Source organism: Streptomyces sp. NPDC031426, assembly GCF_055581585.1.
On record NZ_JBVIJE010000007.1, the window covers coordinates 178,719 to 198,501 of the forward strand.

Annotated in this window: 20 protein-coding genes and 2 tRNA genes; 8 read left to right on the top strand and 14 right to left on the bottom strand. The window is 70.8% G+C overall.

Going from position 1 to position 19,783, the window contains the following annotated elements; genetic code table 11:
* Positions 1-60: 60 nt before the first annotated feature.
* From ACZ5NH_RS16305 to ACZ5NH_RS16330, 6 genes are read right to left on the bottom strand one after another with little or no spacing between them, the layout of a single operon-like run.
* On the bottom strand, positions 61-816 hold the full coding sequence (locus tag ACZ5NH_RS16305) for a class E sortase (protein WP_468775736.1): 756 nt from the start codon (positions 814-816) through the stop codon (positions 61-63).
* 29 nt (positions 817-845) lie between these two features.
* Positions 846-1,952: a class E sortase gene (locus ACZ5NH_RS16310; RefSeq protein ID WP_468775738.1), complete on the bottom strand. Its 1,107-nt coding sequence runs from the start codon at positions 1,950-1,952 to the stop codon at positions 846-848.
* The gene (locus ACZ5NH_RS16315) at positions 1,949-2,587 is read right to left on the bottom strand and encodes an aminodeoxychorismate/anthranilate synthase component II (protein ID WP_351601151.1); all 639 of its coding nucleotides are present in this window, start codon (positions 2,585-2,587) and stop codon (positions 1,949-1,951) included. Before ACZ5NH_RS16315 ends, ACZ5NH_RS16310 begins: the two co-directional genes overlap by 4 nt.
* Positions 2,584-2,745 (bottom strand): hypothetical protein, encoded by a 162-nt coding sequence (locus tag ACZ5NH_RS16320; RefSeq protein ID WP_451004930.1) that lies wholly within the window; start codon positions 2,743-2,745, stop codon positions 2,584-2,586. Before ACZ5NH_RS16320 ends, ACZ5NH_RS16315 begins: the two co-directional genes overlap by 4 nt.
* Positions 2,746-2,797: 52 nt before the next feature.
* Positions 2,798-3,505, bottom strand: coding sequence for a class E sortase (locus ACZ5NH_RS16325; RefSeq protein ID WP_468775741.1), 708 nt, complete (start codon positions 3,503-3,505; stop codon positions 2,798-2,800).
* Between the two features lie 54 nt (positions 3,506-3,559).
* The gene (locus tag ACZ5NH_RS16330) at positions 3,560-4,348 is read right to left on the bottom strand and encodes a DUF881 domain-containing protein (protein WP_388622851.1); all 789 of its coding nucleotides are present in this window, start codon (positions 4,346-4,348) and stop codon (positions 3,560-3,562) included.
* 153 nt (positions 4,349-4,501) lie between these two features.
* Between ACZ5NH_RS16330 and crgA the strand changes: the two genes are divergently transcribed.
* Positions 4,502-4,756, top strand: coding sequence for a cell division protein CrgA (crgA, locus tag ACZ5NH_RS16335; protein WP_365720215.1), 255 nt, complete (start codon positions 4,502-4,504; stop codon positions 4,754-4,756).
* A 233-nt stretch (positions 4,757-4,989) separates the two neighbouring features.
* Here the strand turns inward: crgA and ACZ5NH_RS16340 are convergent, their stop codons facing one another.
* Together ACZ5NH_RS16340 and ACZ5NH_RS16345 are read right to left on the bottom strand one after the other, a co-directional pair.
* On the bottom strand, positions 4,990-5,883 hold the full coding sequence (locus tag ACZ5NH_RS16340; RefSeq protein WP_468775743.1) for a rhomboid family intramembrane serine protease: 894 nt from the start codon (positions 5,881-5,883) through the stop codon (positions 4,990-4,992).
* A 101-nt stretch (positions 5,884-5,984) separates the two neighbouring features.
* Complete coding sequence (locus ACZ5NH_RS16345) at positions 5,985-6,515, bottom strand: peptidylprolyl isomerase (protein ID WP_388622845.1); 531 nt, start codon at positions 6,513-6,515, stop codon at positions 5,985-5,987.
* A gap of 282 nt (positions 6,516-6,797) precedes the next feature.
* Here ACZ5NH_RS16345 and ACZ5NH_RS16350 point away from each other — a divergent pair, with 282 nt between their 5' ends.
* Positions 6,798-7,502, top strand: a complete 705-nt coding sequence (locus ACZ5NH_RS16350; protein ID WP_468775745.1) for a DUF5324 family protein — start codon at positions 6,798-6,800, stop codon at positions 7,500-7,502.
* Positions 7,503-7,656: 154 nt separating this feature from the next.
* On the opposite strand, the gene ACZ5NH_RS16355 is transcribed toward ACZ5NH_RS16350, so the two are convergent.
* Positions 7,657-7,729 (bottom strand) — tRNA-Ala (locus tag ACZ5NH_RS16355).
* Positions 7,730-7,914: 185 nt separating this feature from the next.
* On the opposite strand from ACZ5NH_RS16355, the gene ACZ5NH_RS16360 reads away from it, so the two are divergent.
* Both ACZ5NH_RS16360 and ACZ5NH_RS16365 read left to right on the top strand, forming a co-directional pair.
* A complete protein-coding gene (locus tag ACZ5NH_RS16360) occupies positions 7,915-8,463 on the top strand; it encodes a helix-turn-helix domain-containing protein (protein WP_388622841.1) in 549 nt (182 codons plus the stop codon).
* Between the two features lie 238 nt (positions 8,464-8,701).
* The gene (locus ACZ5NH_RS16365) at positions 8,702-10,090 is read left to right on the top strand and encodes a serine/threonine-protein kinase (protein WP_468775748.1); all 1,389 of its coding nucleotides are present in this window, start codon (positions 8,702-8,704) and stop codon (positions 10,088-10,090) included.
* Here ACZ5NH_RS16365 and ACZ5NH_RS16370 read toward each other — a convergent pair.
* Both ACZ5NH_RS16370 and ACZ5NH_RS16375 read right to left on the bottom strand, forming a co-directional pair.
* Complete coding sequence (locus tag ACZ5NH_RS16370; RefSeq protein WP_468775750.1) at positions 10,054-11,481, bottom strand: hypothetical protein; 1,428 nt, start codon at positions 11,479-11,481, stop codon at positions 10,054-10,056. The two genes, ACZ5NH_RS16365 and ACZ5NH_RS16370, sit on opposite strands and share 37 nt — an antisense overlap.
* A 191-nt stretch (positions 11,482-11,672) precedes the next feature.
* Positions 11,673-11,801 (bottom strand): DLW-39 family protein, encoded by a 129-nt coding sequence (locus ACZ5NH_RS16375; protein WP_003999697.1) that lies wholly within the window; start codon positions 11,799-11,801, stop codon positions 11,673-11,675.
* Positions 11,802-12,149: 348 nt separating this feature from the next.
* On the opposite strand from ACZ5NH_RS16375, the gene ACZ5NH_RS16380 reads away from it, so the two are divergent.
* Positions 12,150-12,497 carry a DUF6344 domain-containing protein gene (locus ACZ5NH_RS16380; RefSeq protein WP_468775752.1) on the top strand — a complete coding sequence of 116 codons (348 nt, stop codon included), beginning with the start codon at positions 12,150-12,152 and terminating at the stop codon, positions 12,495-12,497.
* Between the two features lie 142 nt (positions 12,498-12,639).
* Entirely contained in the window at positions 12,640-13,458 is an 819-nt protein-coding gene (locus ACZ5NH_RS16385) for a glycosyltransferase family 2 protein (protein WP_468775754.1), read from the top strand.
* A gap of 16 nt (positions 13,459-13,474) precedes the next feature.
* Here the strand turns inward: ACZ5NH_RS16385 and ACZ5NH_RS16390 are convergent, their stop codons facing one another.
* Together ACZ5NH_RS16390 and ACZ5NH_RS16395 are read right to left on the bottom strand one after the other, a co-directional pair.
* Entirely contained in the window at positions 13,475-13,675 is a 201-nt protein-coding gene (locus tag ACZ5NH_RS16390; RefSeq protein ID WP_468775756.1) for a ferredoxin, read from the bottom strand.
* A gap of 106 nt (positions 13,676-13,781) precedes the next feature.
* The gene (locus tag ACZ5NH_RS16395; protein WP_468775795.1) at positions 13,782-14,213 is read right to left on the bottom strand and encodes a hypothetical protein; all 432 of its coding nucleotides are present in this window, start codon (positions 14,211-14,213) and stop codon (positions 13,782-13,784) included.
* A gap of 252 nt (positions 14,214-14,465) precedes the next feature.
* Here ACZ5NH_RS16395 and ACZ5NH_RS16400 point away from each other — a divergent pair, with 252 nt between their 5' ends.
* Both ACZ5NH_RS16400 and ACZ5NH_RS16405 read left to right on the top strand, forming a co-directional pair.
* Positions 14,466-14,999, top strand: coding sequence for a hypothetical protein (locus ACZ5NH_RS16400; protein WP_468775797.1), 534 nt, complete (start codon positions 14,466-14,468; stop codon positions 14,997-14,999).
* 353 nt (positions 15,000-15,352) lie between these two features.
* A complete protein-coding gene (locus tag ACZ5NH_RS16405; protein ID WP_468775799.1) occupies positions 15,353-19,450 on the top strand; it encodes an nSTAND1 domain-containing NTPase in 4,098 nt (1,365 codons plus the stop codon).
* A gap of 197 nt (positions 19,451-19,647) precedes the next feature.
* Here the strand turns inward: ACZ5NH_RS16405 and ACZ5NH_RS16410 are convergent.
* Positions 19,648-19,724, bottom strand: a tRNA-Ile gene (locus ACZ5NH_RS16410).
* Positions 19,725-19,783: the final 59 nt, after the last annotated feature.

Consider the following 19,783-nt stretch of genomic DNA (forward strand, 5'->3'; position numbering starts at 1 on the left):
GGTGGTTGCGGCTTCGGACCTTCGACATGCTAGAGGACAGCGGTACTCGAAGAACCTCTGTCAGCCCCGCAACTCCGCCGGCGGCGTCCGCTCGCTGTTCACCCTCTCCACCCGGACCAGCTCGCCCCACACCACGTACCGGTACTCCGAGGTGTACACCGGCGTGCATGTCGTCAGCGTGATGTAGTGGCCCGGCTTCTTCTTGCCGGACTCCTTCGGGACCTGGTCGATGACCTTGACGTTGTACTTCGAGGTCTCCGGCAGGACCGAGTACACCTTGTAGACGTACCAGTCGTCCCGCGTCTCGAAGACGATCGGGTCGCCCTTCTTCAGCTTGTCGATGTTGTGGAACTTGGCGCCGTGCCCGTCCCGGTGGGCGGCGAGGGTGAAGTTGCCGTCCTTGCCGGTCATGGGGAGCGCGGCCTTGACCGGGTCCGTGTAGTAGCCGGCCACGCCGTCGTTGAGGACGTCCGTGCCCGTGCCCTTCTCGACCAGCACCACGCCGTTCTTCATGGCCGGAACGTGCAGGAAACCGATGCCGTCCTTGGTGTCCAGCGCACCCGGACCGGAGTCCGTGGCGTGCGCCCAGTGCTGGCGGACCTTCTCGGCCTGCTTGTCCGCCTTGCGGTCCGCTATCACGTTCGTCCACCACAGGGAGTAGACGACGAACAGGGCGAGCAACAGCCCGGCTGTGATGAGGAGTTCACCGAGGACGCTGACCGCCGTCGCTATACGGCCCGGACGCCGGCCCCGCCGGGCGGGACTCGAATCGAACGCGTCCGTGTGTTCTTCGGTGTCGTCGGCGGTCGCTGCCACAGTTTCCTCTGCCTCTGCCCTTACTCGCGTCAGCCCTGCTCGATGAGCGCGTCCGGCTTGCCCTTGCTGCGCGGGCGTTCCTCGACCATCTTGCCCCAGACGATCAGCCGGTACTTGCTGGTGAACTCCGGCGTGCAGGTGGTGAGGGTGATGTAGCGGCCGGGCTTGGTGAAGCCCGAGCCCTTCGGGATGGGATCCAGCACGCTCGTGTTGGCCGGCGAGGTCACCGGCAGCGTCGAGGTCACCTTGTACACGAAGTACGTGTCCTGCGTCTCGACCACGACCGCGTCACCGGGCTGGAGCTTGTTGATGTACCGGAACGGCTCGCCGTGCGTGTTGCGGTGGGCGGCCAGTCCGAAGTTGCCGGTCTTGGCGTCCGGCATCGCCGTCTTCAGGGGAGGCTCGCCGTAGTGCCCGACCATGCCCTTGTTGAGCACCTTCTCCGTGCTGACGCCCTCCGCGATCGGCGCCACCACGTCCAGCTTGGGGATGTGCAGTATGGCGAAACCCTGCCCCGGCGCGAAGACCCCCGGGTTGCGCTTGCCGCTCGCCCAGTCGTTCTGGAGCTGGTGCGTCTCGCTGCCCGCCTGCGCGTTGGCGCGGACATTGGTCCACCACAGCTGATAGGTGACGAACAGGAGCATCAGCACACCGGTGGTGATGAACACCTCACCGATCGCCCGGCTCGCGATGACGCCCGGGCCCGGCTTGCGCAGCCGCGCCTGCCGCCGCGCCTCCATCCGGGACAACGGCCGACCGGGCTCCGCCGGCTCCCCCCGCTCCGCGGGTGCCGCTTCCCGCCCGCCGCCATGGCGTCCACCACGGCCTCCACGGCGTTTGGCGGCCTTTCTGCGGGCCGCACGACCACCGACCGCGGGTCCGGTGGCAGACGAGGCGGAAGAGGCCGCAGAGGCGCCTGTGGGCTCCCTCTTCGTGCCCGGCGGCAGATCATCGGGGATCCGCAGCGCCATCGTCTCGTCGTCCAGCACGGGCCGGTACGGCTCGTCGTACGACCCCTCGTAGGACCCCTGGTACGCAGCACCCGCCGCGTCCCAGTCCCCAAGCGCACCGGAAGCCTCGTACGACTGATCCCCGTACGAGGCATCGGTCTCGCGCTCCGGGCGCAACGCGGTCACGCCGTGGCCCTGCCCACCACCGGGGCCAGCCCCGTCGACCTCGCCACGGCGCCCTGGTCGCCGCACTCCACCAGCCAGTTGGCCAGCATCCGGTGCCCGTGCTCGGTCAGCACCGACTCGGGGTGGAACTGCACGCCCTCTACGGGGAGTTCACGGTGCCTCAGGCCCATGATGATGCCGTCGTGGGTGCGGGCGGTCACCTCCAGCTCGGCCGGTACCGTCGCCGGCTCGGCGGCCAGGGAGTGGTAACGGGTCGCCGTGAAGGGCGAGGGCAGGCCCGCGAAGACACCCTTGCCCTCGTGCTCCACCAGCGAGGTCTTGCCGTGCAGCAGCTCCGGCGCCCGGTCCACCACACCGCCGTACGCCACCTGCATCGACTGCATGCCGAGGCACACCCCGAAGACCGGCACACCGGTGGCCGCACAGTGGCGGACCATGTCCACGCACACCCCGGCCTCCTCGGGCGTCCCCGGTCCGGGCGAGAGCAGCACCCCGTCGAAGCCGTCCTGGGCATGCGCCGTCGACACCTCGTCGTTGCGCAGCACCTCGCACTCGGCACCCAGCTGATACAGGTACTGGACGAGGTTGAAGACGAAGCTGTCGTAGTTGTCGACGACGAGAATCCGCGCACTCACTGGTTGTCCACCGTCACATCGTTGAAGGGCATCAGCGGTTCGGCCCACGGAAAGACGTACTGGAAGAGGATGTAGACCACGGCCAGGATCAGTAGGAGTGAGATGAACGCCTTCACCCACGCGTTCCCCGGCAGATTCCGCCAGATCCAGCCGTACATGCCGTTCCTTCCGTATCCCCACGGCACCTGACTCACGCCGTACGCCACCAGACTAACGGCGCAGAGCCTTCGGTTCGCCTGCCTCCACGGACTGTGTGGCGTCCAGGTGCGCCCAGACGATCAGCCGGTGACTGTGCCCCCATTCCGGATCGCAGGTGGTCAGCGTCAGATACCTGCCCGGACGCGTATACCCGGACTTACGTGGCACAGGGTCGATGACCTCAACGTCCGTCGGCACGGTTTTGTAGGGCCCTTTGTCGATCCGATACGTGAACCAGGTCGTCCCGTCCGTGAGGACGACCGCGTCCCCGGTCCGCAGCTCGGGGAAGTCCTTGAACGGGTCGCCGTACGTGCGCCGGTGACCGGCCACCGCGAAGTTCCCCTCCTGGCCGAGCTGGGCGGTACCCGCGTAGTGGGCAAGTCCCTTCGCCAGCACGTCCCGGCCGGTGCCCTCCAGGACCGGCTTGTTCCACGTGAAACCGAGCCGCGGGATGTACATGATCGCGAAGGCCTTGCCGTAGTGGTACGGCGCCGGTTTCGTCACGGCGACCGTCTGCTCGCCCGCGGCGGCCGCCTTCTTGCCCGGGGCCGGCGGCCGCATGCTTCCCTGCGCCCACTGCCGGTGCAGCTGGTCGATCTGGTCATTCATGGCACTGTCGGCCCGCACACCCGTCCAGAACAGCACATAGGCGACGAAGAGCACGATCAGGCTGCCGACGGTGATGCACAGCTCGCTGACGGTCCGGACGATCACGCGCACCGGCGCCTCCGTTGACGGACGGCTGGCGGACGGCCGGCCAAGGGCTGCTGCCGGCTACTGCACGGGCTTCGCGTAGTGCAGATCCACTGTGCCCGAGTAGCCGGGAAGAGTCACCGTCCCGTCGTCGGTGACTTTCCAGCCGAGGCCGTAGACATTGACGTACACCATGTAGGTCTGGATCGCCTTGCTCGCCGCGAGGGCCTGCTGCAGCTTGTCCGGATCTCCGACCGCCGTGATCTTGTACGGCGGTGAGTAGACCCGGCCCTGGAGGATCAGCGTGTTGCCGACACAGCGCACTGCACTGGTGGAGATCAGCCGCTGGTCCATGACCTTGATGCCCTGGGCGCCGCCCTGCCACAGCGCGTTCACCACGGCCTGCAGATCCTGCTGGTGGATGACCAGATAGTCGGGCTGCGGCTCGGGATAGCCGGGGAGCTTGGCAGTGGCGTTGGGCGGGGCGTCGTTCAGGGTGACGGTGATGGCGTGACCGGTGAGCTTCTGGGTGCCGGCGCTCTTCTCCAGCCCGCTCAGCCTGCGGTCCTGCGCCTTGCTGCTGCCGTCGTCGCTCTCGGCGAGGGACTCCACGCTGCCGCGCAGGGCCGCGTCGGACTCGTCCAGTTCCTTGTTCTTGCGGCTGCGCTGCTGGATCAGGTCCGACAGCTTCAGCAGGGAGCCGTCCTGGCGGATGTCGGTGCCCTTGGCCGTGTCGAAGCTGGTGAAGAAGATCAGTCCCGCGAGCGCGAAGACGGCCGCCGTGAGCATCCGTGCGGGGCGGACACGCATGCGGCGGCCAGGGCCGGAGCCCGTTGATTGCGTCCCGGGGGAGTCGGCAGAATTGCTCAACGTACCCTTATCTCCTTCGGCGCCACGGAAGCACTACGCTAACGGACGCCCGGGGGAGCACACACAGTCGTCATGCCGACCACTTGTACGCTGCCCCGAGCCCCGAACCGGTTACCTGCGCGGCCACGCAGCGCATCGACAGGAGAGACCCTCGTGCCGAAGTCACGTATCCGCAAGAAGGCCGACTACACGCCGCCGCCGGCGAAGCAGGCCCAGGCGATCAAGCTGAACAGCCGTGGCTGGGTCGCGCCTGTCATGCTGGCCATGTTCATCATCGGCCTGGCCTGGATCGTCGTCTTCTATGTGACCGACGGCTCGCTGCCCATCGATGCGCTGGACAACTGGAACATCGTGGTCGGCTTCGGCTTCATCGCCGCGGGCTTCGGTGTCTCCACGCAGTGGAAGTAGCTCTGCCCAGGGCTGTCCACTGAGTTATCCACAGGGTTGTCCACATGGGGAAAAGAACGACGATCTGTGGATAACCCATCGGGCGTTGACGCCGGTATGACTGGCGCACCACCCCTCATACACCTGTTGGCTTCCTGCCCGACCTGCGGAAACACATCCGAGCGACAGGGGGCACAGCTGTGCCCGCACACGGTGCACAAGATCCGGCACAGCCTGTGGACAACGGTTCGGTATCAGGTGAGCTGAGCGGTCCTGACCAGCGTGAGGACCACCACGACGGCGAGTACGACCGCACAGGTGCCGTACTGGACCAGCGTCCGCTTCTCGCGCGGCGCGTGGACCATCGCGTAGCCGACGCCGACACCGGCGACGAGACCGCCGATGTGGGCCTCCCAGGCGATGTGCATGGCCGGGGTGAAGGTGATGATCAGGTTGATCACCAGCAGAGCGACGAGCGGGCGCAGGTCGTAGTTGAGCCGGCGCATCAGCACGCCGGTCGCGCCGAAGAGGCCGAAGATCGCTCCGGAGGCGCCGAGGGACTGCTGGGTGGGGTCGGCGAGCAGGTAGGTGAGCGCGCTGCCCGCCAGGCCCGAGACGAAGTACAGCGCGGCATAGCGGGCGCGGCCCAGGGCCGCTTCCAGGGGGCCGCCGATCCACCAGAGGCTGAGCATGTTGAAGAGGATGTGGGCGTAGCCGCCGTGCAGGAACATCGAGGTCAGCAGGCGGTAGTACTGCCCCTCGGCGACGCCTTCGAGCGGTCCGAACAGGGAGAACTGGGCCCGGCCGATCAGCTCGAACCGGTCGGTGAGGGTGTTGCCCAGGGCGATCTGCGCCAGGAACACGGCGAGGTTGATGCCGATCAGCACCTTGGTGAGCAGCCGTGGGTCGGCTGTGACCGAGCCGCCGGCGATCGTGCGGGGCCGGGACGCCGTCGGCGCGTGTCCGGTGCCGCTTCCGCCGCGCACGCACTCGGGGCACTGGAACCCTACCGAGGCGCTGACCATGCACTCGGGGCAGATGGGGCGCTCGCAGCGGGTGCAGCGCACACCGGTCTCGCGGTCCGGGTGCCGGTAGCACACGGGTACGCGGTGGGCGGCGTCCTGCGTACTGCCTTCGGCGTGGTCCATCGGTTCCCCTTGTCGGTCATGGGACTGCACCCCGGCAATGCCCCGCCCCGCTCATCCTTGTTACGGACGAGCGGGGCGTTTTGTTCCCTCTGGCGGTGGGCTCAGCCCTCGCGCTTCTCGACGACGACCGACTCGATGACGACGTCCTTGACCGGGCGGTCGTTGCGGCCGGTGGGGACGGCGGCGATGGCGTCGATGACCTTCTGGCTGGCCGGGTCGGTGACCTCGCCGAAGATGGTGTGCTTGCGGTTCAGCCACGTCGTCGGGGCGACGGTGATGAAGAACTGCGAGCCGTTGGTGCCCGGGCCGGCATTGGCCATGGCCAGCAGGTACGGCTTGTTGAAGGACAGGTCCGGGTGGAACTCGTCCCCGAACTTGTAGCCGGGGCCGCCGATGCCGCTGCCCAGCGGGTCGCCGCCCTGGATCATGAAGCCGCTGATGACACGGTGGAAGATCGTGCCGTTGTAGAGCGGCGTCCTGCTCTTCTCACCCGTGCCGGGGTGGGTCCACTCGCGCTCGCCCTGGGCCAGCTCGACGAAGTTCTTGACCGTTTCCGGCGCGTGGTTCGGGAAAAGCTGGACCACGATGTCGCCGTGGTTGGTCTTCAGGGTGGCGTAAAGCTGCTCAGCCACGATCTGCCTTCCGTTGTCTTTCTGTGACTCCCCGATCCTCGCACGGCCGGGCCCGTACGTCGCCCGGCAGCCACGAGTTCCGCCCGGAAGGCAGCGCGCGGCGCCGATTCGTGGCAGTGTCGACCGCAGGATCGGGTTGCCCGGGAATTACCGGGAATGGCTCCGAAGGGAGCAATCAGCACCCATATGCCCGCCCTCGCATGCCGCGCGGACCATCGGCAGGCATGATCCTTAAAAGGGTGGAAAGTCGAAATACCGTACGCCACCGAGGAGGAGGAACCCGTGACCCGCATCGACAGCGTGCGCGCCGCGACCGGCTCGGCGAAGGACAGCGTGCTGCACGCCGCGGAAGTGGTGGCGCCCTACGCAGACACAGCCAAGGAGCGTGCCGCGCTCTACGCGCAGGAGGCACGCGTACGGCTGGCGCCCGTGGTGTCCCAGGCAGCCGAACAGGCCCGCGTGCAGTACGACGCCCGGCTCGCCCCGCGTCTGGAGCAGGCTCGTGCGCATGTGCCGCCGAAGGTGGATCTGGCGGCTCAGGAGGCCGCCGTCCGCGCCCGCAAGGCCGCCCGGCAGGCCGCCGAGTACTCGCGTCCGAGGATCGAGCAGGCCGTGGCCGCGACGGCTCCGGTCCGTGAGGAGGCCGCCGCGCGTGGCGCAGCCGCCCTGGCCGCCCTGCGCGGTCAGGTCTCGGCGGAGGAGATCCAGAAGCTGGTCCGTCGGCACGAGCGCCGGTCCAGGGCCGGCCGGAGCGTGAAGGCGCTGGCGCTGTTGGCCGTGCTGGCCGGTGGTGCCTTCGCCGCCTGGAAGTGGTGGGACAAGCAGGCCAACCCCGACTGGCTGGTCGAACCGCCGGCCGCGACGGAGGTACCGGAGTCGGGCGGCCGGATCAGTTCGGTGGACGGCAGCGGTACCTCGGCCCTGGACCCCGAGGTGCAGGCGAAGCAGGCCGAGGAGGATGCCTCGAACGAGGACGACGAGCAGTAGCACCGGAAACGATCGCATGACGTCGGTCGTCAAGCGGGCCGTGGGACAGTCGAGTTGACGCTCGCTTGCCCACGGCCCGTCCCGCGGCGCGGCCTGCCGGCGAAAAAATGCCTCCCGACCTGTGTTTCCGCAGGTCGGGAGGCATTTTTTGGGGTGGAGCCTAGGGGAGTCGAACCCCTGACATCCGCCATGCAAAGACGGCGCTCTACCAACTGAGCTAAGGCCCCGGGAAGCAGCGACCGGCCGGAGGAACCGCGTTCCGGCGGGCGCCGCAGACCAGAGTACCGGGTCACCCCCGGTATCCCGCAAAAAGATTGGGGGTCCCCGCGAATGACCACGCTCCGTAAGATGCTCGACGTGGTTCGCTACAGCGAACCGCGCGGTCTTTTAGGGGAAGCGATGGGGAGACGCAATGGACGCCGCACAGCAGGAAGCCACCGCGAGAGCGCGGGAGCTGCAGCGGAACTGGTACGGGGAGCCGTTGGGGGCGCTCTTCCGTAAGCTCATCGATGATCTCGGGCTCAACCAGGCCCGTCTCGCCGCGGTGCTGGGGCTGTCCGCTCCGATGCTCTCGCAGCTGATGAGCGGCCAGCGCGCGAAGATCGGCAATCCTGCCGTTGTCCAGCGGGTGCAGCTGCTGCAGGAGCTGGCGGCGCAGGTCGCGGACGGCAGTGTGAGCGCCGCCGAGGCGACCGAGCGCATGGACGAGATCAAGAAGTCGCAGGGGGGCTCCGTGCTCAACAACACCACCCAGACCACGAGTGGTTCCGGGGCACCGACGGTCAAGCGGGTGGTCCGCGAGATCCAGTCGCTGCTGCGCTCGGTGGCCGCCGCGGGCGACATCATCGACGCCGCGGACAGCCTCGCGCCGGCGCATCCCGAGCTGGCGGAGTTCCTGCGCGTCTACGGCGCCGGCCGCACCTCCGACGCCGTCGCGCACTATCAGTCCCACCAGAACTAGGCCCCACGGCCCGGTCCACGGAGGGGGTCCGGGGGCCGGGCCGGGGCACAGTCCGGGCGACCGGGCGCGAGGGGCGGTCCATGGGGGGACCGGTTCTCGAACGCGGAGCGGGGTCGTATCACTCATCACGGGGGCTGTATCACTCATCACGGGGGGATCAGGGGGAACCGAGGGGGAGCGGGGAAACAAAGGGGCAGGGTGACCGGCGCGGGTTCCGGGGGAGGAGCGATGGGCTGCCATGGGTGAGGTGTTCGCCGGCCGGTACGAGCTGGCCGACCCGATCGGACGCGGGGGCGTGGGCGCCGTATGGCGTGCCTGGGACCACCGCCGAAGGCGCTATGTGGCCGCCAAGGTGCTCCAGCAGCGTGACGCCCACTCCCTGCTGCGCTTCGTCCGGGAGCAGGCCCTGCGGATCGACCACCCCCATGTCCTCGCCCCGGCCAGCTGGGCCGCCGACGACGACAAGGTGCTCTTCACCATGGACCTGGTCGCCGGCGGCTCCCTGGTCCACCTCGTCGGTGACTACGGACCCCTGCCGCCGGCGTTCGTGTGCACCCTGCTCGACCAGCTCCTGTCCGGTCTCGCCGCCGTGCACGCCGAGGGCGTCGTCCACCGCGACATCAAGCCCGCCAACCTCCTCCTGGAGGCGACCGGGACCGGGCGGCCGCGGCTGCGGCTGTCCGACTTCGGCATCGCCATGCGGCTCGGCGAGCCCCGTCTCACGGAGACCAACCTCGTGGTCGGCACGCCCGGTTACCTCGCCCCGGAGCAGCTGCTCGGCGCCGAACCCGACTTTCCCGCCGACCTGTTCGCCGTGGGCCTGGTCGCGCTGTATCTGCTGGAAGGCGCCAAGCCTGACACCAAGGTTCTCGTGCAGCACTTCGCGGAGAACGGGACGCCCGGAGCGCCCAAGGGCATCCCGGAACCGCTCTGGCAGGTCGCGGCCACCTTGCTCCAGCCCGACCCGGCCGCGCGCTTCCGCACCGCCACGGGTGCGCGCAAAGCGCTCGCCTCCGCGGCGGAACTCCTGCCGGAGCCCGAGCCCGACGACGAGCTGATCGAGATCTTCGACCAACTCGGTCCGCTCCCGCCCGGGTTCGGCCCCGACGGCCCGCACAGGAGGGCCTCCGGAGTCGCCCTGGACCTGACCAAGGACACGGATACGAGCCTGGCGGGGGGCGGCGGTGGCGGTACCGGCTCGCTCTCGGACACCGGCAGTTTCCGTCTGCCGCCGCCCCAGGAGCTTCCGGCCTCCGTTCAGGAGCCCCAGGCGCCGTCCCAGGGGCCCCCGGTCTCCGAGCCGCGGGCGCCGCAGGTCGTAAGTCCCTCCCCATACCCCTCGTACGTCTACCCCCCGTACGCCGAACAGCCGCAACCCCTCGCTCCCCACACCCCCGGCGCGATGGCGGGCCATCGTGTCGATGCCTCCACCGCCGCGTATACCGCTCCGGCCGCGCAGGTTCCCTCTCCGGCTCCGCCGATCTCAGGCGCGGCCGTGCGAGGGCGTGCGGCGCGCCGGGCCAGGCGGAAGCGGCGGCCCGGGCCGCCGGCCAGGGTCGCGATCCCGATCCTGTTGCTGGCCCTGGCCTGCTATGCGGTGGGCTTCTGGGCGTTGACCCGCGTCTGAGCCCGCTGAGCCCACTGGCTCGGCCGAGCGCGCCGCGCCGTCACCGTCCACCCGGCGAGGACCAGCAGCAGCGCTGTACCCAGGCCGATCCCGCCGATCGCGACCAGCCACATCACGGGGTCGTCCCCGCCCCCGGTGCTCCCGGTGAGCGCCGCCTCCCGGTCCCGCTCCGTGACCGTGAACACCTCCCCCGGCACGGGCCGCCCGGCGTACTCCGGGCCGGCGTGCGCCCGCCCGGCCAGCCGGACCCGCAGCGTCACCCCGAAGGGCCCCCGCCCGAAGGTGCCGGTCATCTGCTCGCTGAGATGCAGCACCAGGTAGTAGTCGCCGGCGAAGCGGACGGAGGTCACGCCGGCTGGAACGGCGTAGCGGTTGGCGTACTCCACCGGCGGGAGCGGGGCGAGTACGGCGGGCTTCTGTGTGCCGGTGTAGCCGAGGGCGGTGTCCTCGACCAGGCCGCGGACGGGGTTGTAGAGGGAGAGGTTCAGGGCGCCGCCGACATAGCCGTGCCCGGTGGCGCCGGCCAGTTCGGCGGAGGCGTGGAGCTGTCGGCCCCAGTCGACCGGCACTCTGTAGAACCGCGTCTCGCCGGGCACGAGGGATGTCCGCCAGACCCCTTGGCCCAGTGGGCTCGCGGAGGCGAAACCGGCGCCGCCGGTACGGTCGCGGGGCTCACCGGTGAGCGGCTCGGGCGTGGCGGAGTCCCAGGCCTGCGGCGGCGTGGTGGCCCCGGCCCGCGCCGTACGCGGTTCCGTGACGGGCGCGATCTCCAGGTCCCAGCGCTGCGTGGGGGCGGCCGTACCGGAGCCCTGGGTGTCGAGGCGCCGGACGACCACGTAGTACGTCCCCCTGCCCTGGCACACCGCCCTTCCGGCCTCCCGCTGCCCCAGCGCGGTGACCGGGCGCGGGCTGAGCCCGGCGCCGAAGCGGGCGCCCGCGAAGGAGCAGGGCGTGCCGGTGGCGTCCTGGACCGACACGCTGATGCCGTCGGTGGCGGAGACGGTGGCGTCCGCCGGGGGTACGGCGGTGACGGGGACGTAGGCCGTGTCGGTGGCGCCGAGGTCGAGCCGGTAATAGAGCCGTCCGTTTCTCGGGAGGGAGCTGCGGTAGGTGCGGCCCGGGTCCAGCCGTGGTGCCGCCGCGGTGCCCGCCGTGCCCGCGACGGTACGGGCGCCGGGCGCGAAGGCGTACGACGCCGACGGCCCGTTCTCGGCGCGGGCCGCGTTCCCGTGGGCGGATGCCGTGCCGCTCCCGTACGCGGATGCCGTACCGCAGGGCAGGACGAGCAGCGCGCACAGCCCCGGCAGCAGGAGCCGCGGCAGCAGGGCCGTCCGCAAGACACCAGGGACCGCCCGGCGGTACCGCCGCCACCACGCCGTACGCTTCCGCACCTGCCGCCCTCCCCAGTCGTAGCGGACCGCGCTCCATCCTGCCCCGTAAGCCCCTGCGCCACCCGGACAACGCGTACAGCCGTCCGAAACGCCCGCCACGCCCGGCACGCCCGGCACGGGCGGAGGGCGGGCAGCACAAAGCCCCGACCGCGAAGGCGGTCGGGGCCTGTTTCAGATTCTGTTATCGGCACTCACGAACCCGTGGGCACGGAGTCAGTCGCCTCCGTCCACAGATCCTGCTCGGCGCGATCCGCCTGGATCTGGCGGTACACGAGGAGCCCGCCGATGGCGGCCAGTGCGACCAGGAGCAGCTTCTTCACCGCGCGACCTCGTCTTTCCTTGACGTAGGGGACCTCTGGCGCCCGACTATACACACCGACCGATACCGATCGGTGACCTGCGCCGGGCCCCAACTCCCGCCTCCGGCAGCGCAATAGCCCAGGTCCGGCGCCAGTCCGATCGCAGGGTGATCACACTCCCACGGACGGTTACTTTGCTCCACCTTCACTCCCTCTCACCAGGTTTTGGGGTTTTCCGACCCTCTTACGGCCATCCGAGTGGTGTTCATCGGAACATCGCCGCGCAGCGGGCGTCGGTCCACCACTTCGCGGCCCACATACACATCATGAGCAAAGTACGCAAATCGCCCAACCCGAAAGTGAGGGGCCATGACCCAGAACAAGGTCATGAAGCTGTGGACCGCCATCGTCACCGCATTCCTCGCGCTGTGCACGGCGCTCGGACTCGTCACCACCACGACCGCCACGACCGCGGCGGCCGCACCCCGGCCCGAGAACCCGAGCACCGGCACCGCGCACAAGACCATCCCGACGATCCCGGCGCCACGACACTGGTCCTGGTCCCACACCAGGGCCCTGCCCCCCACGATGAAACAGCGGATCCGGGCCGAGGCCCACGGAAAGTCCCCCCGTTGCCGGCAGCGTCCCCTCATCGACACCGAGGCGGAGACCACGACCACCCCCGCGGAGCACTCGGCGTCCACGCTCGACTGCTGATCTCCAGCCTCCACGCAGTACCGCAACGTCTCGACACCAAGGCGACTTGCGTACGCACCAGTCGACACGGAAAGACCCCCGGCCGGGTTCGGCCGGGGGTCTCGCGCTGTTGCCAGCTGTATGGGGTGTATGACCTGGGAGGATGACCGACAACACCCCCGGAAAGGTGGTGAGTGCTGCCGTGACCCGGCGCGTCACCGTTGTCACCGCTGTCCACGGCCCGTCCGCGCGCTTCCTGCCGGACGCCTACGCGTCCCTGTGCGAGCAGCGGCTTCCCGGTGACTGGGAGTGGGAGTGGGTGATCCAGCAGGACGGTACGACGGACGAGGTCCGCCCCCATGTCCCGGACGACACCCGCGTGAGCTTCGGCCGGGGCCGGCCGGGCGGGCCCGGAGTCGCCCGCACGATCGCACTGGCACGCGCCGGGGGCGCGTATGTGAAGGTGCTGGACGCCGACGACCGGCTGGCGCCCGGCGCGCTGGCCCGCGATGTGGCCGTGTTGGAGGCGCACCACAGCGTCGGCTGGACGACGTCCCAGGCTCTGGACCTGCTGCCGGACGGCTCGACGGTGGGCTTCCCCGGCAACCCGGACGACGGCCCGCTCGAACGCGGTGCCGTGCTCGATCACTGGAAGCGGCACGACTTCCGCGCACCGGTCCATCCGGCCACCCTGTGCGTCCGGCGTGAGCTGCTCATCGCGCTCGGCGGCTGGATGGCCCTGCCGGCGTCCGAGGACACGGGCCTGCTGCTGGCGCTGGACGCGGTGAGCCGTGGCTGGTTCTCGGCGGAGGTCGGCCTGCTGTACCGCAAGTGGGAGGGCCAGGTCACGGGCCAGGTGTCCCACGTCGACCCTGTCGAGCGCACGGCCCGGATGGCGGTCGCCGAGGCCCGGGCGCGCGCACTGGCCGACCTCGGGTGGTCCTACCCGGCCGGGCCGGCCGGCACGTCGTCCACCGCCTGAGCCGCTCCAGGAGTGCTCACCGGGGCCCCTGGTCCGTGATCGCGATCGCCTGCGAGGGGCACTTCTCGGCCGCCTCCTGGACCTGCGGGTCGTCGCCGGACTCCGCCCTGCCGGGCCGTACGACGCCGTAGCCGTCCTCGAAAGCGAACACGGCCGGCGCCCGGTGCGCGCACTCGGCAGAGCCGTAGCACAGGGAGCGGTCGACGGAGACCTTCATGCATCCTCCAGCCCTGGACGGTGGCTTCCTGGACGTCATTGCCCGGCGAACCGCCCGCTGAACCCGCCCTGTCGACGCTGATGATCGCGTTTCGGCCCGGTCGGCGCTAGCCCTCCCGGCCTGCCACCGAGAGCCAGTGGGCCACCCGGCGGACCGTGGCTTCGTCGAGCAGGTCGGCCATCGTCCGCACCGCCTCGCCGTCCTCGGCGCTCAGGTCGTACAGGCCCGCCCTGCTCAGGCCGGCCATGAGCACCTGGTGCCGGCGGTCCGTCATGCGTTCCGCGAGCTTGGCCGGTTCACCGGCGCCCGGCGCGGCGGCCGGGTCGGCCGAGGTGGCCCGGGCGGGAGCGGACGCCTCGCCTGCCGCGGCGTCGAAGAGATGCCAGGCGCCGTCCTTGGGCCCCCACAGCGCGACCGTCACCTCCTCGCCGCGCGCCCGCACGGTCTGGGTCATGTCTCCGACGGCGTACAGCACGGGCGCCCGGTCGGGGGACTCGGCGCCCACCGTCCAGGAGTTCCGGGAGGGCTGATGGAACATCGCGACCCAGCGCGGAGCACCGGGCGGTCGCGGACACGGGGGACGTTTGTGCATGACACTCACCCCTTCGGGAACGGGTCGCTCACCTTCGGGAACAGCCGCCGACACCGTATCTGACGGTTAATCAGATATCCAGCGCACTCCGGACTCTCGGCCGCGTGCTTCTGGCCTCTTGGAGGCCGACGTGGCACCCTGCCCGCACCCAGGACCAGGGGTGTGGTGCGGTGTCGTCCCGGACGAGGGAGGCCGAGGATGAGCGGACGGGAAGAAGCGGCGGCCGCAGCGGCCACGGAGGAGACCGAGGCGCTGCACAGGCTCCACAGGGCACGCGCGCAGAGCGCCTACGACCGTGCCGTCGCCGCATGCCGGTACGCCGGTGTCGGCCAGGACGCGGCCGAGGTCGTCCCGACAGGCCCCGTCGGCCGGGCCGCCAACGCGCTGCGGCTGTCGGCCGAGTCGCTCGCCGCGCTCACCACGGCCGCCCCTGACCCCGCTGCGGACGCCCGCTGTGCCCGCAACGCCGCCGCCACCGCAGCGCTGGCCGCCCAGGTGGCCGCGACACGGGACGACGCCGACGCCACAAGCTCAGTCATGCCGTCCGCCACCGCGTCCGCCGCAGCATTGCGTGCGGCGCTGGCGGCGTCCCAGGCCGCCGCTCTCGCGGCCGGTGGCGGTGCGCTGGGGCGGGATGCGGCCCTGAACGCCTCAGCCGAGGAGGCCGAACGCCACGCCGTGGTCATGGCCCGCGCGGCCGGATGGCTCAAGGTGAACACGACAACCGGCTGAAGCGGCGGCATGGGCGGTGTTTCACGTGAAACATCCCCCCGCCCCCGGACCACACCCCTCTGCCCGTCCGGTACCGGTCCCTCCCCTCGTGGGGACCGGTAGCGGACGGGCAGAGGTGTTCGATGGAAATTGGCCGAGATCCTTCGGCATCAGGGGCTCTCCGTCCGAGCACGGGGCCGTGGCCTGTCCGGACGGTGTGTGACGGTTCCACCACCGGGTCCGGATCCTGCCATCTGTTGCTCACGCCGAGGAGACCGCGACTTCTGGTCCGGTGCTTATTCGCAGGTCAGGCGTATAGGGTGGGTTTTCCGGTCCGGACGTCCAGATGCGGGGGAACGTAAAGGGGTGGGGCCTTGAGTTCCGACTCAGGGGCACGCACAGCTTTCGCCGAGCGCCTCGCGCTGCTGTACAAGGAGGCTGGAAACCCTCCCCTCAAGAGCGTCTCCGAGGCGGTCGTACGACTGCAGCGGGTCGACGAGCGCGGGCGGCCCGTGCGGGTGTCCGCGCAGCGGATCAGCGACTGGCGCCGGGCCAAGAACGTGCCGGCCCAGTTCACCGCCCTGGCGGCGGTGCTGCACATCCTGATACCGGAGGCACGCCGACTGCGGCCCGCGCCGGTGTCCACAGGACTGTACGACCTCGTGCACTGGCAGCGGCTGTGGGAGCGGGCGCTGGCCGACCCGGTGGGCGACCGGCCCGCGTCGCCCTCGGAAGACGACCGGCGGCCTCCCGCTCAGGACCCGCCCGTCACGGGAGGCGTCTGCCCCTACCGAGGGCTCGCGCCCTACCGGCAGGAGGACGCCCGGTGGTTCTTCGGCCGGGAACGGAGCACGAGCGCACTCATCGCCCAGCTCCGCGCGGCCGAGCGGACCGGCGGCCTGGTGATGCTGGTGGGCGCCTCGGGAGCCGGGAAGTCCTCCCTGCTGAACGCCGGCCTGGTCCCCGCCGTACGCGGCGGCGCGCTCCACGACGGACGCACCGGCATACCGCACACCAGCGCCGCACCTCACACCAGCGCCGCACCACCCCGGGCTCCGCAGGAAACCACCGCCGACTGCGTCCTGTACCTGGTCCCCGGTGCCGACCCCCTCGGTGAGCTGGTCCGCCGTATCCCCGATCTCGGCACGGTCGCCGCCGACGCGCGTCGGGCCGAACAGGAGGCCACGGAGAATCCGGTGGTTCCCGGCTCCGACTCCCCATGGGTGGCTCGGGCCGCCCGCGAGGCCGTGTCGGAGTGGGCCCGCCGCGAGACGACCGCCGAATGCCGCCCGGTCGTCGTCGTGGACCAGTTCGAGGAGGCGTTCACGCTCTGCTCCGACGAGGCGGACCGGCGCACGTTCCTCCAGCTCCTGCACGCCGCCTGCACCCCGCCCCCCGACTCGGACGAGCCCGCACCGGTGCTCGTCGTCCTCGGCATCCGCGCCGACTTCTACGAGCAGTGCCTCGGCTATCCGGAACTGGCCGACGCGCTCCAGCACCGGCATATGGTGCTCGGCCCGCTGACCAGCGCCGAGCTGCGCGAGGCGGTGACCGGTCCGGCCAAGGCGGTGGGCCTGGAGCTGGAACCGGGGCTCGCCGAGCTGATCGTCCGCGAGGTCAGCGCCGACGGACCGCGCGGGGCACACGACGCGGGCGTGCTCCCGCTGCTCTCGCACGCCCTGCTCGCCACCTGGCAGCGCCGCAAGGCCGGACGGCTGACGCTGGCCGGCTACCGCGCGGCCGGGGGGATCCAGGGGGCGGTCGCGGCCACCGCCGAGCGTGCCTGGTCGGGGCTGGACCCCGCGGCCCGTACGGCCGCCCGGCTGCTCCTGCTGCGGCTGGTCCGGCTGGGCGAGGACACCCAGGCCACACGGCGGCGGGGCACCCGGCGGCAGCTGGCGGAGGAGTCGGCGGACCCCGGCAAGACGGAGGAGTCCCTGGAGGCCCTCGTACAGGCCCGGCTGGTGACGCTGGACGCGGACACCGTGGAGATCACCCATGAGGCGCTGCTGCACGCCTGGCCCCGGCTGCGGCACTGGATCGACGACGACCGGGGCGACCAACTGCTGCGCCAGCGCCTGGAGGAGGACGGCCGGGCCTGGGAGGACTCCGGCCGGGACAGCTCGCTGCTCTACCGGGGCTCCCGGCTGGAGCAGGCACGCAACTGGGCGCGGTCGGCCGGGGACACGTATCTGACCCGCAGCGCGATGGAGTTCCTGGCCGCGGCCGTCCGGCTGCGCAAGCGCACGGTGTGGATCAGCCGGGCCGCCGTCGCGGCGCTGGTGGTGCTGTCCCTGGTCGCGGGCGGGTCGGCGGTGATCGCCTGGCAGCAGCGGGACGACGCCGTCTTCGAGCAGGTGCTCGCCGAGGCCGACCGGGTCCAGCACACGGATCCGTCCCTGGCCGCCCAGCTCGACCTGGTCGCGCACCATCTGCGCCCGGCCGACGAGGGCACGTACAGCAGGCTGATCTCGATCGTGAACGCGCCGCTGGCCACCCTCCTGTCCGGCCACACCGGTGCCGTCTACCTCACCTCCTTCAGCCCCGACGGCAGAACGCTGGCCACGGCCAGCTACGACCGGACCGTCCGGCTGTGGAACGTGGCCGACCCACGCCACCCCAGGTCGCTGGGCAGGCCCCTGACCGGCCACACCAGCTGGGTGAGCAGCGCCGTCTTCAGCCCGGACGGCCGCACCCTCGCCAGCGCCGGCGACGACGGCACGATCCGGCTGTGGGACGTCACCGACCCCGCCCGCCCGAGACTGCTCGGCAGTCCGCTCACCGGCCACCGGGGCACGATCTATCTGGTCGCCTTCAGCCCGGACGGCCGCACCCTCGCCAGCGCCGGCGAGGACCACACGGTACGGCTGTGGAACGTGACCGATCGGCGCCGGCCGAGCGAGCTCACCGCCCTGCGCGGGCACAGCGCCGCGGTGCGCAGCGTCGCGTTCAGCCCCGACGGCCACACCCTCGCGGCCGGCGGCGACGACAACACGATCCTGCTGTGGAACACGGCCGACCCCCGCCGGCCGAAGCAGTACCCCACCGCGCTCAAGGGCCACACGGACCTCGTGCACTCGGTGGCGTTCAGCCCTGACGGCCACACCCTCGCCTCCGGCAGCGCGGACGACACGATCCGCCTCTGGCACGTCACCGACCCCGCGCACCCGTCCGTGCTCGGCTCGCCGCTGGCCGGGCACACCGGCCCGATCTGGTCGGTGGCCTTCAGTCCGGACGGCAACCGGCTCGCCGCCGCGAGCGCGGACAGCACCGCCAGCCTGTGGAACGTGACCGATCCGTCGTCCCCGTCACAGGTCGGGGGGCCGCTCGCGGGCAGCAGCGGGGAGATGTACGCGCTGGGGTTCAGCCCCGACGGGCGGACCCTGGCCACCGGCAGCGGCGACAGCAAGGTGCGCCTGTGGTCGCTGTCGACCTCGGACATCATCGGCCGCACCGGCGCGTTCCGGCCGGACGGACGGGTGCTGGCCACGGCAGACCGGGACGGCAGGCTCCGGTTGTGGAACGTGACGCGGCCCGCGCGGCCCGCGCCACTGGGGGAACCGTTCATGCAAGCGGACGGCGGCCATCGTGCACCGGTGTTCTCCCCCGACGGCCGCACCCTGGCCGTCCTCACCAACAACCAGTCGGTGTACCTGTGGAACGTCCGCGACCCGTCCCACCCGGTCGCCGCCGGCCCGCCCATCCGCTTGCGGACGCGCTTCGCGGGGCCCGACACGCTCGCCTTCAGCCCGGACGGCCGCACCCTGGCCAGCGCCTACGACGACGCCACCATTCAGCTGTGGAACGTCACCGACCCCGCGCACCCCGTGGCGCTCGACAGACCACTGACCGGCCACCGCGGCTACGTCAACGCGCTCGCGTTCTCCCCCGACGGCCGCACCCTGGCCTCCGGCAGCGCGGACAGCACGATCCGCCTCTGGAACGTCACCGACCCGGCCCGGCCGACCGTGCTCGGCCGGCTCACCGAGCACTCGGGCCCGGTCAACGCGATCGCCTTCAGTCCGGACGGGCACGTTCTGGCCAGCGGCAGCGACGACGACACGGTCCGGCTGTGGAATATCAGCCACCCCGCCTCGGCAGCCGCGCTGGGCGGGCCGCTCACCGGCCACACCGAGGCGGTGAAACTGCTGACATTCAGCCCGGACGGGCACGTTCTGGCCAGCGGCGGCAACGACAACACGGTACGGCTGTGGAACGTCAGCCACCCCGACTCGGCGACCCCCATCGGCCAGTCGATGAGCCCCAACGCCAAGTCGGGCACGTTCCTGTCCTTCAGCCCCGGAAGCCGCGTCCTCGGCGTCTCCAGCGGCACGGACACGGTCCGCCTGTGGAGCCTGGAGTCCGACGCGGCGATCGACCACATCTGCTCGGTCACCCGGGGCGTACTGACCCCGCAGAAGTGGCACGAGTACCTGCCCCGTCTCTCCTACGACCCTCCGTGTGACCACTGATCGGCCAACCTGACTTATTCCTGCCCGACTTCGCCCCGCAAGGCCTCCGGTCTTGTTACCCTTGGCCACAGCCCGATCGCTGGTGCATCCCCCGTCGCCAGCGGTCGGGCCTTTTCTGTTCCCTTTGTGCGCCACGGACACATGTACGCCACGAACGCCAAAGACCCCCGATCCATCCGGACCGGGGGTCTTCGTGCTGGTGGGGCTAACAGGATTTGAACCTGTGGCCTCATCCTTATCAGGGATGCGCTCTAACCAACTGAGCTATAGCCCCGCCGCGCTGTGCGGTGTGTGTCCCGCGCGCTGACTCCTGAAGATTAGCGCACGACCACG